General features: G+C 33.0%; 10 protein-coding genes. 7 read left to right on the forward strand and 3 right to left on the reverse strand.

Going from position 1 to position 15,063, the window contains the following annotated elements; all coding sequences use genetic code 11:
• Nucleotides 1–335: T9SS type A sorting domain-containing protein (locus AAC084_RS15010; RefSeq protein ID WP_339841016.1), on the forward strand; the 335-nt coding region annotated here is incomplete at its 5' end.
• Nucleotides 336–1,824: 1,489 nt separating this feature from the next.
• Here the strand turns inward: AAC084_RS15010 and AAC084_RS15015 are convergent.
• Complete coding sequence (locus tag AAC084_RS15015) at nt 1,825–2,571, reverse strand: CpsB/CapC family capsule biosynthesis tyrosine phosphatase (RefSeq protein ID WP_339841017.1); 747 nt, start codon at nt 2,569–2,571, stop codon at nt 1,825–1,827.
• Nucleotides 2,572–3,041: 470 nt separating this feature from the next.
• On the opposite strand from AAC084_RS15015, the gene AAC084_RS15020 reads away from it, so the two are divergent.
• Nucleotides 3,042–4,343: a leucine-rich repeat-containing protein kinase family protein gene (locus AAC084_RS15020; RefSeq protein WP_339841018.1), complete on the forward strand. Its 1,302-nt coding sequence runs from the start codon at nt 3,042–3,044 to the stop codon at nt 4,341–4,343.
• A 15-nt stretch (nt 4,344–4,358) separates the two neighbouring features.
• Here AAC084_RS15020 and AAC084_RS15025 read toward each other — a convergent pair whose 3' ends face one another.
• Nucleotides 4,359–4,877: an NUDIX hydrolase gene (locus AAC084_RS15025; RefSeq protein ID WP_339841020.1), complete on the reverse strand. Its 519-nt coding sequence runs from the start codon at nt 4,875–4,877 to the stop codon at nt 4,359–4,361.
• Nucleotides 4,878–5,017: 140 nt separating this feature from the next.
• On the opposite strand from AAC084_RS15025, the gene AAC084_RS15030 reads away from it, so the two are divergent.
• The 3 genes from AAC084_RS15030 (at nt 5,018) to AAC084_RS15040 (ending at nt 9,335) form a co-directional block, all read left to right on the forward strand.
• A complete protein-coding gene (locus AAC084_RS15030) occupies nt 5,018–5,599 on the forward strand; it encodes a tRNA-(ms[2]io[6]A)-hydroxylase (protein WP_339841021.1) in 582 nt (193 codons plus the stop codon).
• A 676-nt stretch (nt 5,600–6,275) separates the two neighbouring features.
• Nucleotides 6,276–7,550, forward strand: a complete 1,275-nt coding sequence (locus tag AAC084_RS15035) for a ribonucleotide-diphosphate reductase subunit beta (protein WP_339841023.1) — start codon at nt 6,276–6,278, stop codon at nt 7,548–7,550.
• On the forward strand, nt 7,551–9,335 hold the full coding sequence (locus tag AAC084_RS15040; protein ID WP_339841024.1) for a ribonucleoside-diphosphate reductase subunit alpha: 1,785 nt from the start codon (nt 7,551–7,553) through the stop codon (nt 9,333–9,335). It abuts the gene before it with no gap.
• A gap of 312 nt (nt 9,336–9,647) precedes the next feature.
• Here AAC084_RS15040 and AAC084_RS15045 read toward each other — a convergent pair whose 3' ends face one another.
• Complete coding sequence (locus AAC084_RS15045) at nt 9,648–10,247, reverse strand: RNA polymerase sigma-70 factor (RefSeq protein WP_339841026.1); 600 nt, start codon at nt 10,245–10,247, stop codon at nt 9,648–9,650.
• Between the two features lie 116 nt (nt 10,248–10,363).
• On the opposite strand from AAC084_RS15045, the gene AAC084_RS15050 reads away from it, so the two are divergent.
• Both AAC084_RS15050 and AAC084_RS15055 read left to right on the forward strand, forming a co-directional pair.
• Entirely contained in the window at nt 10,364–11,527 is a 1,164-nt protein-coding gene (locus AAC084_RS15050) for a FecR domain-containing protein (protein ID WP_339841027.1), read from the forward strand.
• 172 nt (nt 11,528–11,699) lie between these two features.
• On the forward strand, nt 11,700–15,056 hold the full coding sequence (locus AAC084_RS15055) for a TonB-dependent receptor (protein ID WP_339841028.1): 3,357 nt from the start codon (nt 11,700–11,702) through the stop codon (nt 15,054–15,056).
• Nucleotides 15,057–15,063: the final 7 nt, after the last annotated feature.

Below are 15,063 nucleotides of genomic sequence, written 5' to 3' on the forward strand. Positions count from 1 at the left end.
CTACGGGAAGTATAAGTACTATCAGCTTTACAATATCTAATGTGCCTTTAGTACCATTAAAAGCAAGGATTATTTGGGTAGTTGTAGAAGTTTATCCCAATCCTGCTACTACATTCGTTAACATAGTTCTTAAAGGTGGGATAAATACAAGACTAGAATCAATTGTAATTTATGATATTGCAGGAAGGCTTATAAGAAAGAATCATGTCAATGAATTAAATCAAGTAGGTGACGGTTATCAGTTAGATGTGAGTACGATGGCTCCTGGTATCTACATGGTAAACGTAAATAATAATACCAATATGAGTTATATGGAGAAGATAATCATTGAATAAAGTAAGTTTTTTTTTATGGTTTATCATACTTCTAAAAAATACATTAATACGGAATACTAGGGTACTAAAACATTTTATTATTTTTATAAAATAATTTATATTGCCCGGACTTATTTCCCCATTCTGACATTTTAAACAAGTTTTAATTTAACCCTGTCAAATATAAAAAGTACAAGAAGAAAATTAAGTACACCTTTCAAAGCTAATGTAACTATTGAAGCGACAAGGGATCGTATTAGCATTCAAGAGCTTGCTGTAAAATTTGAGTTCCATCCAAATCAAATTTCAATTTGGAAGCATTAGTTTCTACATAATACCGATTTGATCAATTACCTAAAATCCAAAAAACAAGATGCTATTTCTGATACCTACCCGCCTCTACAACAAGATAGGTCAGTTTCAGATAGAGAATAATTTTTTAAACAAATTCTTGAATAAAAGAGCACCACGAATAGAAGAAGGAAAGTGTAAATTGCTATCCAAGGCAAAGTCTTGTTCAGCAATTAAAATTTCTTAAAATACATCGTTCAGGGCTGTATTATAGGCTCAGTGGTGAAGGTGCCCATAATTTAAGGTTGGTGAAGGAGATAGACTCTTTTTTTTGTAGCATCCTTGTTACGGTACAAATCGTATGAACGATTACCTGAATCTTAATCTGGGTCATCGAGTTAATAGTCTGTATTAACTTATAGGGCTTCAAACGATATGTAAAAGACCAATATTAAAGACCCTAAGACCTATAAGTTCACCTACCTTTTAAAAAATTTGGATATCGAACGCCCTAATCAAGTTTGGAAGACCAATATCACTTATATTCTGACGCTATACGGGTTCATCTGTATTAATACCTTAATCGAGGTGTACAGTATAAAACACTAAACTGGAGCGTTTAAAACTTGATGGATAAAGAGTGGTTTATAGAACTATTGGAAGATACTAAAGCTCAATATGGAGCTCCGTAGATACACAACTCTGATTAGAAATCTCAATATACTAATACTGATTACATCGATGAGCTGGAGAACAACGAAATGAAAGATAATTGGACAACAAAGGAATAGCTCTGGACAATATTTATATTAAGTGGTTTGTAAGTCCATTAAGTATTAAAAAATTTACCACAACCTGCCTAATGGAAGTCTTGAGCTGTATCAAATGGTCAATGAATATATTGGGATTTATAATACCAAAAGAAGGCACGCCGAAATAGGAAAACCAACCGAATCAACTTTATGCCACTAACAAAATAAAACCTTTAAACTGTCCTATATATTGAGAGTATTTCGTAATAAGTATTACATTATTATGATTTAATATACTATCTAAAATTAGCCTATAACATCAATATCTTCTTTTTATTCATTTAAACTTTTAGGGTTTATGTGATTACCAATTATATAAAAGTCATTTTCAGTAGTTCAATTGTAAGTTGACAACTAAGCTTATTTAAATCGATAATGCCGTATTATAAACATTGGATTTTAAACGTTTAATTATATTTGAAATTATAAATTGTCCTTTCAATAATTGGTCGAATTAGGTTTAGTTGATTTGAATTAATCTTGGCCTCCTTTAAAAATTTCAATTGTTTTAAATTATGTATATCTGAAGCAATAAAGTCTATGGTCTTCTCTTTTAAAAGACTTAGGCACATTTTTTGGACTTCTTTGCCATAGAACTGGGTTAATGACAGAATGTTAAGTTGAAAAAGCACCCCTTCCTCTTTGATGTTTTTATATTTATATCTTGTATTATGCATATAAACATAGCGTTCTGGATGAGCAAGAATGGGAAAGTAACCTTTTTCCTTAATTTCATGCAATGCTCCATCGAAATTGATTGCGGGTTGTAAATAAGACATCTCTATTAAAATATAACTTTTAGAAAGCGGCATTATTTTTTTGTCATCAAGAAGCTTTTCGAACCCGGAGTCTATCATGTGTTCTGCTGCCGCATCAATGTTCACATGGTCTAAATTGTTCATTTTTAGACCATTTTTAAGTAAACTAAGAGAACTATTAATCGTTGTAGGGTTGTTAGGATAATAATTCTCCATGATATGTGGAGTACATATAAAATCAGTAACCCCAAATTCACCAAAACCTTTTATAAGTTCGATAGACTCATCAACGGTTTTTGCACCATCATCTATACCAGGTAATATATGATTGTGAATATCAATGAAACCCTCAAGATGGTCAATTAAAAAATGTTTTTTACTAAAAAAGCTAAACATAAAGTTGGTGTGATTTTTATTATTTGCCGATGCTGGAATTATATTTCCTTATATAACGGTGGGTATTGTAATTTGAGGTACAAAAAGTCCCGGAAAGTGTACGGAAATTAGCAAATTATTGAAATTGCTTCACAAAATTAGTGATTCACTCGTAATTTCCCGGTCCAATCAGTAAATATTATCATAATAATTGTTTCGCATTTGTCATTACATTTTTATAGCTTTTGCTGTTTGATACGCTACAGTAATAATGGATAGATTTATATAATCTACTATTTCACTAATTCTAATCCCTTTTTTATTTATCAATGCTACTTCCTAATAATAAGGAGTGAATATTTATAGAACAGCTTAACTGTTGCAATGACTTGTGTAACAACGCTTATTTTTTTTAATAATTTCAGACCTTAATTGCTTTTATTCGAAATCAAAGGTAATAGTAGTTAAATTTGCACCCTACAATTTTTTACATGACGCATACTTTAAAGGATTTAAAATCAGGGAAACTCATTGGCTCAAAAGAACTGAAATTAGCCTGTGATTTAAAGGAGTTTCCTATTGAAATATTATCGCTTGCAGACACCTTAGAAGTTTTAGATTTATCAGACAACCAATTATCTGAATTACCTGATAGCATAGTCCAGCTAAGGAACTTAAAGATTATATTTTTCGCTCGTAATAATTTCACATCGTTTCCTTCCATACTGAGTAAACTCCCCGTTTTGAATATGATCGGGTTTAAATCTAATCAAATTGAAACCGTTCCTGATGATTCATTTCCTCCGAATCTAAACTGGTTAATTTTAACCGATAATAAGATTAATAAATTACCACAAAGTATTGGCCATTGTCTACAGCTTCAAAAATGTGCATTAGCAGGTAATCTACTGGAAGAACTACCTGCAGAAATGGCGAACTGCGTAAATCTAGAACTCATAAGGGTTTCGGCTAATAAGCTAAAAGTTATTCCAAACTGGTTATTTGAGTTGCCGAAGTTATCTTGGGTAGCATTTGGCGGAAATCCTGTTACTTATAAAATCCCAATAGATACAACTATTGATTTATTTCACTGGAATGATTTTGCGGTTCAAGATTTACTTGGTGAAGGTGCCTCTGGTTTTATTTCAAAAGCTAATTGGATTTCAAAAAGCAAGGACGTAGCTATAAAGATTTTTAAAGGAGCTGTAACTAGCGACGGTTTGCCAGATGATGAAATGGGAATCGCTATTGCAGCGGGCTTTCACGAAAACTTGATTCAAGTTTTAGGAAAAATAAAAAATCATCCTGAAGAAAAAATCGGATTGATCATGAAGCTTATAGAACCTTCTTATTTTAATTTGGGGAATCCGCCAAGTTTAGAGAGTTGTACGCGTGATGTGTTTGATGAGAACATTTCCTTTAACGGAGCTGAGCTACTTAAGATTACAAAAGGTATCGTTTCCGTTTGTGCTCAATTACATCATAAAGGTATTAATCATGGAGACCTTTATGCTCATAATATATTGGTAAATAAAACAGCAGAATGTCTTTTGGGTGATTTTGGCGCAGCAACTTTCTATGATATTAATTCAAATGTTGCGAGTTTAATTGAACGTGTAGAAGTGAGAGCTTTTGGATGTTTGATAGAGGATATATTCGGACTTGTGAATGAAAATGAGATTTGCCATGAACTTCGGACCAAATGGGAAAAACTAATAATATCATGTTTCGTTTCAGAAGTTAAAAAACGTCCTGGTTTTTCTGAGATTTTAATAGAACTAGATACGTTTTAAAGCCAAAATTGTCGGTTATATTAATTGTTCTGCAATTCGCTTTAATAGAAAAGTTTCCCGTTCAATAGACATCCCTTTTTTATTACTGGTAGTCATCGTCTTATTATTATGAGCAATAGCCTCATGAATGTTAACCCATATCGCTTTCATGCCATTTTTTATTTCATAAGACTCCAAATTTGTTTCGCCAAGTTCTGTGTTAATGTCACAGGTGTAGCAATATGAAACCATATGTTGAATATCATAACCTGGTTTATGCCAGGGTCTGTATTCTTCGTAAGCCCCAAAGGGTTGTATATTTTTAATATCTCGAGCTCCAGTTTCTTCTTTAAGCTCACGAATCATACCTTCAGTTTTATCTTCCCCTAAATCTAAGCCTCCGCCTGGTAGACTGTAGTCTTCATATCTTTCGGTGTAAAGTAGTAATATGTTAGCACCTTGTAGTGCTATACTTCTAGTAGCTAGTCTTGTGAAAACAGATTTATTCTCTAATGAATCTACTTCAGGATGATAATGGGTTTTTAAAATTAGCATTAAAAAGGTCTCTATTTTAAGTAAATGAACAACAAACTAAGTGCCAAGAAGGTTATAAACTTCTTTTATTTTACAAATATCTATATTTATAGTAGCTATTCTTTTATTGCTGACACCTATTTTTACAAAAACTAACGGCCATGCTTCATTTAAAATTAGCGACAGACCCACGTTGGGTTAATATTGTTGAAAAAAACATAGAAGAAATACTGACAGATCATGCATGGTGTGAACAAAAGGCTGCTACTAATGCAATTACTATAATAACACTTAATTCTGAATACCCAGATTTAGTTACTGACTTGCTCCTTTTAGCACAAGAAGAATTAGTACACTTTCAAATGGTTCATGATATTATTAAAGAGCGTGGATACACATTAGGAAGAGAACGCAAAGACAGCTACGTGAATGAGCTTTATAAGTTTATGAACAAAGGTGGTAACAGACTGCAATCAATGGTAGACAGACTCTTATTCTCTGCTATGATTGAGGCGAGAAGCTGTGAACGTTTCAAACTACTTTCACAAGAAATAAAAGACCCAGAACTATCTAAATTTTACAATGATTTAATGATTAGCGAAGCAGGTCATTACACAACTTTTATTGGCTTTGCTCGTAAGTATGGTCAGCATATAGATGTAGATAAACGCTGGCAAGAGTTAGTAGAATTTGAAGCTGAAGTAATTAAAAACTATGGTAAAGAAGAAACTATACATGGTTAAAATCACACAACTATTCTAATCTAAAGTTTAGAAATGGATATGACCTGTTTAAGGTTGTACATATATGTAATCTTTCGCAAGAATAATTTTCTTCTGATAAATAACTAACAACTTCTAAGTAGGCAACGTAGTACTTTCTTTCCAATGAGATTACGCAAGTCCAATTTCGTGTTACTAGCACTTTAAAACGGAAATGAATATATAAAGGAAGCTTCTTACTTCCTAATAATTTTGGCTAGCACATAACAAAGAATGGTTTAACTCTGCATCAACAGAAAGTTTATTAATTATTTTACTGCCTGAAACATGTGAATTCTCATCTTCCTCTAGTGCTATACCTGTATGTACACTTCCAAACTTTGAAGGTTTTTAACTGTTAAAAAAATCGATTAGACTCACCACTAAAAAAGTCAACATATAGTATATATAGCTTGTAGTTGGTATCCATTTATCATAGGATTGGTATTTGAATTGGTTCATATTTGTTTCCATTTTATTTTCTCTCTTTTAATTCACATATTATGTTTTAATTGAGGCTTTTAGCAAACCTTATTTAATTGAATAGTGATCAATGTTAATAAAATGTGGAAAACCTAATTCAAGTTTATAAAAAGCAAGGGGAATAAATCTAGACCTTTATACTTCTATATTTAGAACAATTCCGAGATAAAATACTATGATAATAACCCATCTAGTCAAAAGAGATTTTACGACTAAACCTTTTCAGCTACATAAAATAACTAATGCCATATTAAAAGCCATGACGGCTGAAGAACATGGTGGTCCTGGTGAGGCAGAGGAGATTTCAAAAAATGTTCATAACGCTCTTTTAGAGCGGAAGTCTGCTGATGAGAGCTATACTCCAACGGTGGAGGAAGTACAAGATTTTGTGGAGACTAAATTGATGGAAGGCGGTTTTTTCGATGTTGCAAAAGCATATATAATTTATAGAAACGAACAGGCTCAAAGACGTAAGACGAATATTTTCGAAAAACGTATCAATTTAAAACCTTACGAGTATCCTCAGCTTTATGAATACGTACCGGCGATACGTCATTCGTATTGGATTCACTCTGAATTTAATTTTACTAGTGATATTCAAGATTTTAAAACGGGTTTGACAGAAATCGAACGAAGTGCGCTTAAGAATACTATGTTAGCTATCTCCCAAATTGAAGTAGCGGTTAAGAGTTTTTGGGGTGATATTTACCATAGAATGCCTAAACCGGAAATTGGTTCTGTGGGAGCCACTTTCGCAGAAAGTGAAGTAAGACATGCCGATGCATACTCGCACTTACTTGAAATTCTTGGACTTAATAGCGAGTTCAAAAATTTGAAGAAAAAACCGGTAATGATGAAGCGGGTTCAGTATTTGGAAACTGCCCTTAAGAATGCGCATAGTGACGATAACAAAGAATATGCAGAGTCAATTTTATTATTCTCTTTGTTTATAGAGCATGTTTCCTTGTTTTCTCAATTCTTGATTATAATGGCGTTCAATAAACATAAAAATATGTTTAAAGGGATATCTAATGTAGTGGAGGCAACTTCAAAAGAAGAACAGATTCACGGTGATTTTGGTATTGATGTCATTAGGATTATAAAAGATGAAAACCCTGATTGGTTTAATGCTGAGAAGAATTTAATGATTCAGCAAATGTGCCGAGAAGCATTTACTGCAGAAAGTGAAATTGTAGATTGGATTTTTGAAAAAGGAGAACTTGATTTCTTGCCAAAGAATGTGGTAAATGAATTTATCAAAAACCGTTTCAATAATTCATTGGAAAGTATCGGTATCGAAAAAATATTTGAAGTAAGTGAAGAACTATTAGCCGAGACGGAATGGTTCGATGATGAAATTATCGGAACTAAACATGGCGATTTCTTCGTGAAACGATCAATAAACTATAGTAAAAGAACAAAAAGTATAACTAGCGACGACCTTTTTTAAATGAACGAATTAAACACTACCCACGAAACTAAAACAACAATTTCAGAAGGCGACCAACTTATACAAGCAAGAAAGGAAGCTTTGAAAAATCACAAGGAAAATTCGGAATCAGGTTTCGAATGGCTGACAAAACATAGTCGTGATTTTTTGAATTCAGGCTATTTGACAGATGGAGTAACCGCAGAACAGCGTATTCGTGAAATTGCGGATAGAGCAGAAAGCATATTAAAGATAGATGGATTTTCAGATAAGTTTTATGGCTATATGTCAGAAGGCTTTTATTCCTTAGCCTCACCGGTTTGGTCTAATTTCGGAAAAGAAAGAGGATTGCCAATCAGTTGTTTTGGCTCACATATCGATGATGATATGGGTAATATTCTATACACCCAGTCAGAGGTAGGTATGATGTCCAAAATGGGCGGAGGAACATCAGGATATTTTGGAAAAATCAGGCATCGTGGTGCCGAAGTAAAAAATAACGGTCAGGCTTCTGGGGCGGTTCATATTATGCAGCTCTTTGAATCTATGGTAGACGTTGTTAGCCAAGGTTCAGTTCGTCGTGGTCGTTTTTCTCCTTATTTACCGGTGGAGCACCCAGATATTTCTGAGTTTTTAGAAATCGGTACAGAAGGAAATCCTATCCAAGAATTAACACATGGGGTTACCGTTACCAATGAGTGGATGCAAGAAATGGTTGATGGCGATAGTGATAAACGCGCTATCTGGGCTAAAGTTTTGCAACGTCGTGGTGAAATGGGCTATCCGTATATATTCTTTAAGGATAATGCGAACAATGGCGCTGCAGATGTTTACAAAGACAAACAACATACGATTTACGCAAGTAATCTTTGCACAGAAATAATGTTGCCATCAAATGATAATTGGTCCTTTGTTTGTGTGCTTTCCTCAATAAATGTGATGCATTTTGATAAGTGGAAAAATACCGATGCGGTTGAGACTATGGTCTATTTTTTAGATGCCGTAATTACGGAATTTCTTGAGAAACTAGAAGTATATCGTGATTCCGATAAACGAGAAGACAGACAGACGTTCATGTTTATGGAACGCGCCTATAATTTCGCTAAGGAAAACCGAGCTTTAGGTTTAGGAGTATTAGGATGGCATTCGTTATTGCAATCAGAAATGCTTCCGTTCAATAGTCAAAAAGCATATGACTTGAACAATGAAATATTTAGAACGATAAAAACAAAATCTTACAAAGCATCCGAAGAACTAGCTGTTAAATTTGGGGAGCCGGAAGTATTGAAGGGTTACGGACGTCGTAACGCGACTTTGAACGCGGTAGCACCTACAACGTCATCTGCTTTTATTCTAGGTCAAGTATCACAGGGTATTGAGCCTATTTGGTCTAATATTTATGTTAAAGATATTGCTAAGATAAAGACGACGATAAAGAATCCATTTTTGGTAGATTTATTGGAAGATAAAGGTCAGAATATCACCGAAGTTTGGCGAAGTATTCGTGAGCGAGATGGTTCTGTACAGCATTTAGATTTTCTATCCGATTTGGAAAAGGAAGTGTTCAAAACATATTCTGAGATAGACCAAATGGATATCATCTATCAAGCTGCCAACAGACAAAATCATATTGACCAAGGCCAATCTGTAAACATTATCGTTCACCCTGATATGCCTGTAAAGGAAATTAATAAGATTCACGTAACAGCTTGGAAACTTGGTTTAAAATCTCTTTACTACCAACATAGTATGAACGCAGCACAAAAGTTCAAACAGAAAAAAGACTGTGCGAGTTGTGAGGCTTAATTGAGGATTGATTGTGCTAATCCACAAAAATCGGTATAAAGTAAGTCCGTTAATTATTGGTGGCTACATAATGCTCTAGCCTATAAATTTTGAAATTCAGAACATAAAAAGTCGGCATTTAATGCCGACTTTTTGCATTTTAATACCTCCTAAAGCAAATATTTTTTGGAAAGCAGCAAAATGGTATTTTTACATAGCTCTTTTAAGCATTGAAGTCTAATTGTTCTTTTTTTTACTGTGTAAAACCTAATTTAAAGTGTAAATATTAAGAGGTTGGTAAAGAGTTTGACAAATTTTAACGGGTAATCAGAATTAATTATTCAGCCTAAATTTCCGAGTCATATCTGTAAATATTATCATCAAAATAGTTTTATATTTATCGCCTAATTCATTCTTTAATATTCTAAAAGCTTTAGTTATTTGTGCTTCTACAGTCTTAATTGAAACATTTAAATATTCTGCAATTTCACTATTGGTAAGACCTTCTTTTTTACTAAGTATAAAAACTTTTTGGCATTTTGGAGGCAGCTTTTTAATTTCTTTATTAACGATTTCAATCATCTTTGCCATCATATTGTCATCCATTTCTACTGCTACCTCATGAGAGTATTCTATATATTTCTTATTTAATAAAACAACGGTTTTGTTTTTTTGATAGGAGTTTAAAAATTCATTGTAAACGCATTTGTAAAGAAAATTTCGAATGGAGAATTCAGGATTAAGTTTTTTTCTAGACTTCCAGGTTTTAAGGAACACATTTTGGACGATATCCTGAGCTAAAGATTGCTCATGGGTCAAAGTCACAGCATACGCATTTAATTGTCTGTGATATTTATCCAAGAGGATCATATAGGCCTTTTCTTCTCCAGAAATAAGTTTTTCTATTAATTTCTTGTTCTCCTCTTTTTCCATTATAAATGTTTATTTAACAAATAAAGGGTAAAAATTATGTGATTATACAAAAAATATTAAAAAAAAGTTAGGGTATTGTAAATTTCACTTGTATTAATTAAAAGAAGAAACATCAAATGATATCTAAAGATATTGAAAACCGGATAGTTAAGTATTTTACCCAATCGGCTGACGTGGAAGATTTGGATGTACTTAATAATTGGCTTGGAGAGGAAAAGAATCAAATGATTTTTAAACTATATGTTAAAATTCATTTTGCAATAAACTTAGCTATGAATGACCCAAATTTAGATAAAGTAAGAGGAGAACTCATTAAGGAAATCCGAAATGAAAACAAAGCAAAGAAAAAAATAAGATTTTTATCTTTTATTAAATATGCAGCGATAGCCATTGTTTTTTTAAGCATTGGGTTTTTGGTGAAAAACAATTTGTTTAATACTACTACAAATGAGATTGTAGTTCCACGAGAAGATTTTATAACATTAGAGTTAGGAAATGGTGAAAAGCAGGTAATCACAGAAGATGGTACCTCGCAAATAATTGACAATGCTGGTAATGTAGTAGGAGGTAAGAAAGGTAGTCAATTGATATACAAGGGAACTACAGGGAGATATAAATCAGAGTTTAATACGCTTAGTATACCTAACGGAAAACGATTTGGCATAGTACTTTCTGATGGTACTAAAGTACATATGAATGCAGGAAGTTCCATTACATATCCCACAATATTCCAGGAAGACATTCCCCGAAAGGTTACTTTGAAAGGGGAAGCGTATTTTGAAGTAAGTCCTGATAAAATCAGGCAATTTATAGTTAATATCCAAGATTTGGATGTAAAAGTATATGGGACCAAATTTAATATTTCCAATTATTCAGAAGATGATGAAGCCGAAGTTGTTCTTGTTGAAGGTTCCGTTAGTCTATCTAATTTAATGGAGGAAGGAGGTATAGATCAAGAAGTATTTCTTCAGCCTGGTTATATGGGTGTATTTCATAAGGAAGATAAGAACATTGTTAATCAAAAAGTAAACACTTCACTTTATACTTCTTGGATGGAGGGTAACCTCGTTTTTAGAAATGTGTCTTTTGAAAATATAATTCAAAAATTAGAGCGTAATTATAATGTTGTAATCATAAATAATAATAATCAATTAGCAAATGAAAAATTTAATGCAACAATAGAAACTAAGCATGAAACCATTGAACAAGTATTTAAATATTTTAACAAGGTTTATCAAATCGAATTTGAAATAGTAGAAAATAAAATTATTATCAATTAAAAAATGAATTGCCTATGATAAATACCAATTAAGAAAAATCAATTAAAATTATCACTTAGCTTGATTAAGATTTAAGGTCTTAAAAAGAAAAATCGGAAAATGCACCAACATTTCCCGATTAATAATAAGTGATTCCAATTAAAAAAGTAACCACTAGTAAACATTCAAAATTATGAAAAAACAACCAAAGCCAATGATATTTTTATCTTGGCATATTAAATATCACCTTAAAATGAAGTTGTCACTTCTATTTTTTATGACGATTAGTTTTGCTATGCTAGCGAATTCGTCTTATTCTCAAAAAGCTAAAATTTCTTTGAATAAGGAAGATGCAACTGTTAGAGAGGTTATAGATGAGATAGAAACGACCACTGAGTTTAAGTTTCTTTTCAGTACCAAAGCTGTAGATTTAAATCGAAAAGTTACCATAAAAATTAAAAAAGCTTCAATTCAGACAGTATTAAAACTACTTTTTGAAGAGGGTGTGGTATCCTATGAAATTGATAATCGAAAGGTATTATTAAAGAGAAATGAGCTTTATAGAAAACCTAAAATTGAATTACCTAAATTAAAGGAAAAAGCAGACCAAAGTGGAATAAAGGGTAATATTTCTGATGTTAATGGGCAACCTTTAACCGGTGCCAGTGTAGTAGAGAAAGGCACTACTAATGGTGTTACTGCAGATTTTGATGGTAATTTTTTGATAAACATAACCGATGAAAATGCCATTTTAGTTATTTCATATTTAGGTTTTGCTACTAAGGAAATTTCCTTGAATGGACAAGTCAATATTAATGTTGTATTGGAAGAAAGCGCAGCAGGCTTGGAAGAAGTAGTAGTCGTCGGTTATGGAACGATGAAGAAGGCCGATTTAACTGGGTCAGTTTCTCAGGTAAAAAGTGAGACACTTGAATCAGTTCCAGTTTTTAATATGGAACAAGCGCTCAAAGTAGGTGCATCTGGTGTTAGAGTTTCTCAAAATTCAGGTACTCCTGGATCTAGGATTGAGGTACGAATTAGAGGTGGAAATTCTTTAATTGGAGATAATCAACCATTATATGTAGTAGATGGTTTTCCTGTTACGGGTGGTATAGATTTTCTAAATCCTGCAGATATAGAGTCAGTTGATATTTTAAAAGATGCCTCTGCAACAGCAATTTATGGTTCCCGAGGTGCTAATGGTGTTGTAATTATAACTTCTAAAAGGGGAAAAAAGGGTCAAGAAAGTAAAGTTGAAATTAATAGTTTCTTTGGCATGCAACAAGCTATTAGTAGATATGACTTGCTGGATGCTAAGGAATATGCAACTGTTGCTAATGAGTGGTTGAAAAATGAAGGATTGAATCCATTTTTTAATGTTTCAGAAATACAAAACCCAGGAACAGATTGGTGGGATGCTATTTTTAGAACATCTCCGGTTCAAAACCATACCGTTACATTTTCTGGAAGTTCTGACAAAGGCAGATATTCTATATCAGGTAATTATTATGATCAGGAAGGAATAATTGAAAATTCTGGCGTTACTAGAGGATCTGTTAGAGTCAATTTAGATCAAGAATTAAAAAGTTGGCTGAAAATGGGTATTAACATTCAGTTATCTAGAAATGAAATAAATTCTGTCAATGTTGATAATGGAAACCGAGGTACATCGATGCTTTCTGCCGCCGCTTCTGCACCACCAACATTACCATTGTATAATGAAGATGGACTTCCTACTCAAATTGAACAGGCATATAATTTTGGGTCAGCAGATATGAGAAACCCATTATTAAATACGCTTTATAAAGATCAAGATTTTTCAAATAGTATTTTGGCAAATTCAACATTTGATTTTCAAATATCACCTAACCTTTCTTTTAAGACATTATTAGGATTGCAGTATCGAAATGCTCGTAGTGAGGGTTTTACCCCGGTTATATATGAAAATGATAGAGGCTCTGCTTCTGAAGGGAATTCATATTCTAATTCTTTTCTAACTGAAAATGTTTTGACATACTCAAAAGTTTTAAATGAAAAGCATAGTTTAAATATTATTGGAGGTGCTACTTATCAAACCAATACAGACCGTAATTCGTATATAAGTGTTAGCGGATTTGCCAATAATATAACTGAGAATTTTAACCTTGGTGCTGCTGAGACTATTGGAAACCCTAGCTCTGGTTATTCTGATTGGACACTTGGATCATTTCTTTCAAGAGTGAATTATATTTTTGATGGAAAATATATGTTGACTGCAAGTATAAGGGCAGATGGGTCTTCAAGGTTCGGAGCAAAAAATAAGTGGGGTTACTTCCCATCAGCTGCTGTAGCATGGCGTCTTTCAGATGAAACATTTCTTGAAGATAGTGCAACCATATCTAACCTAAAATTAAGAGCAAGTTATGGTATCACTGGAAACACAGCGTTAAATCCTTATCAATCTCTTGACAGATTAAACCCGGTCAAATATATTTATGAAAATCAAACTGATGTTATCGGATTTTTTCCTACAGGTATTTCTAACAGTGAATTAAAATGGGAAACTACAGGGCAATTGGATGTTGGATTTGATCTTAATTTATTTAATGATCGCTTTAGATTTGTATTTGATTACTATAAAAAGAATACTAAAGATTTACTTGCATCGGTTCCGCTTCCTCCAAGTGTTGGTTTTGGTTCGATTTTAAGAAATTTAGGTGAAATACAAAACTCAGGTATTGAATTTAGTATTGATGCGGATATCCTTAGAAATGATTTTAAATGGAATGCTTCGGCACAAATTTCTGCTAATCAAAATAAGGTAATTGAGCTTGCGGGAGATAGCGATATTTTTGGTTCAGATCAAGGTGCCGTTTGGCCAAGCGCGAATATTGCACGAGTTGGTGAGCCTTTGGGTGCTTTTTATGGTCTTCTTGAAGATGGTTTGGATGAAAATGGTTTCATTAAATATCAAGACGTTAGTGGACCTGATGGAGTAGCTGATGGAGTAATAAACACTTTGGATCGTGTAATTTTGGGTAGCTATCATCCAGATTTTATTTATGGAATAACTTCTAATTTTAGTTTTAAGGGGGTTGAATTAAATGTGATTTTAGAAGGTGTTCAAGGCAATGAATTATTCAATGCAACGAATGGAACACATTTAAATTCTTTCCAACGTGGGAATAACCAGTTTAAAGATATAATTGGAAATTATTGGACAGCGGAAAATCCAGATTCTAATGCCAAGTACCCAAAAATAAGTAGTGCTACACAAATAACTGTTTCTGATAGATTTATTGAAGATGCTAGTTATCTACGTGTAAAGTCTATGAGGTTAGCTTATAATTTTCCAGTTTCTGAAATTGGGTTAAACGGATTTGACATGGCACAGTTGTATGTATCTGGCACAAACCTCTTCACCTTCACTAATTATTCTGGTATTGACCCAGAGGCAAATACTAGGGGTACCGATTCAAGTGATGTGGGTGATCGCCTACGTTTTGGTCACGATCAAAGTAGTTATCCCAGTGCCAAAATTTATGCCATTGGTTTAAAATTTAGATTTTAATTTATAA

Origin of the sequence: uncultured Maribacter sp. (assembly GCF_963977385.1) — a bacterium.
Lineage (GTDB): Bacteria > Bacteroidota > Bacteroidia > Flavobacteriales > Flavobacteriaceae > Maribacter.

Bases quoted from the DNA above. Each gene is read 5' to 3' on its own strand.
- AAC084_RS15045 (WP_339841026.1), bottom strand. From the start codon at position 10,247: ATGGAAAAAGAGGAGAACAAGAAATTAATAGAAAAACTTATTTCTGGA.
- AAC084_RS15030 (WP_339841021.1), top strand. From the start codon at position 5,018: ATGCTTCATTTAAAATTAGCGACAGACCCACGTTGGGTTAATATTGTT.
- AAC084_RS15015 (WP_339841017.1), bottom strand. From the start codon at position 2,571: ATGTTTAGCTTTTTTAGTAAAAAACATTTTTTAATTGACCATCTTGAG.
- AAC084_RS15035 (WP_339841023.1), top strand. From the start codon at position 6,276: ATGATAATAACCCATCTAGTCAAAAGAGATTTTACGACTAAACCTTTT.
- AAC084_RS15025 (WP_339841020.1), bottom strand. From the start codon at position 4,877: ATGCTAATTTTAAAAACCCATTATCATCCTGAAGTAGATTCATTAGAG.
- AAC084_RS15040 (WP_339841024.1), top strand. From the start codon at position 7,551: ATGAACGAATTAAACACTACCCACGAAACTAAAACAACAATTTCAGAA.
- AAC084_RS15050 (WP_339841027.1), top strand. From the start codon at position 10,364: ATGATATCTAAAGATATTGAAAACCGGATAGTTAAGTATTTTACCCAA.
- AAC084_RS15055 (WP_339841028.1), top strand. From the start codon at position 11,700: ATGAAAAAACAACCAAAGCCAATGATATTTTTATCTTGGCATATTAAA.
- AAC084_RS15020 (WP_339841018.1), top strand. From the start codon at position 3,042: ATGACGCATACTTTAAAGGATTTAAAATCAGGGAAACTCATTGGCTCA.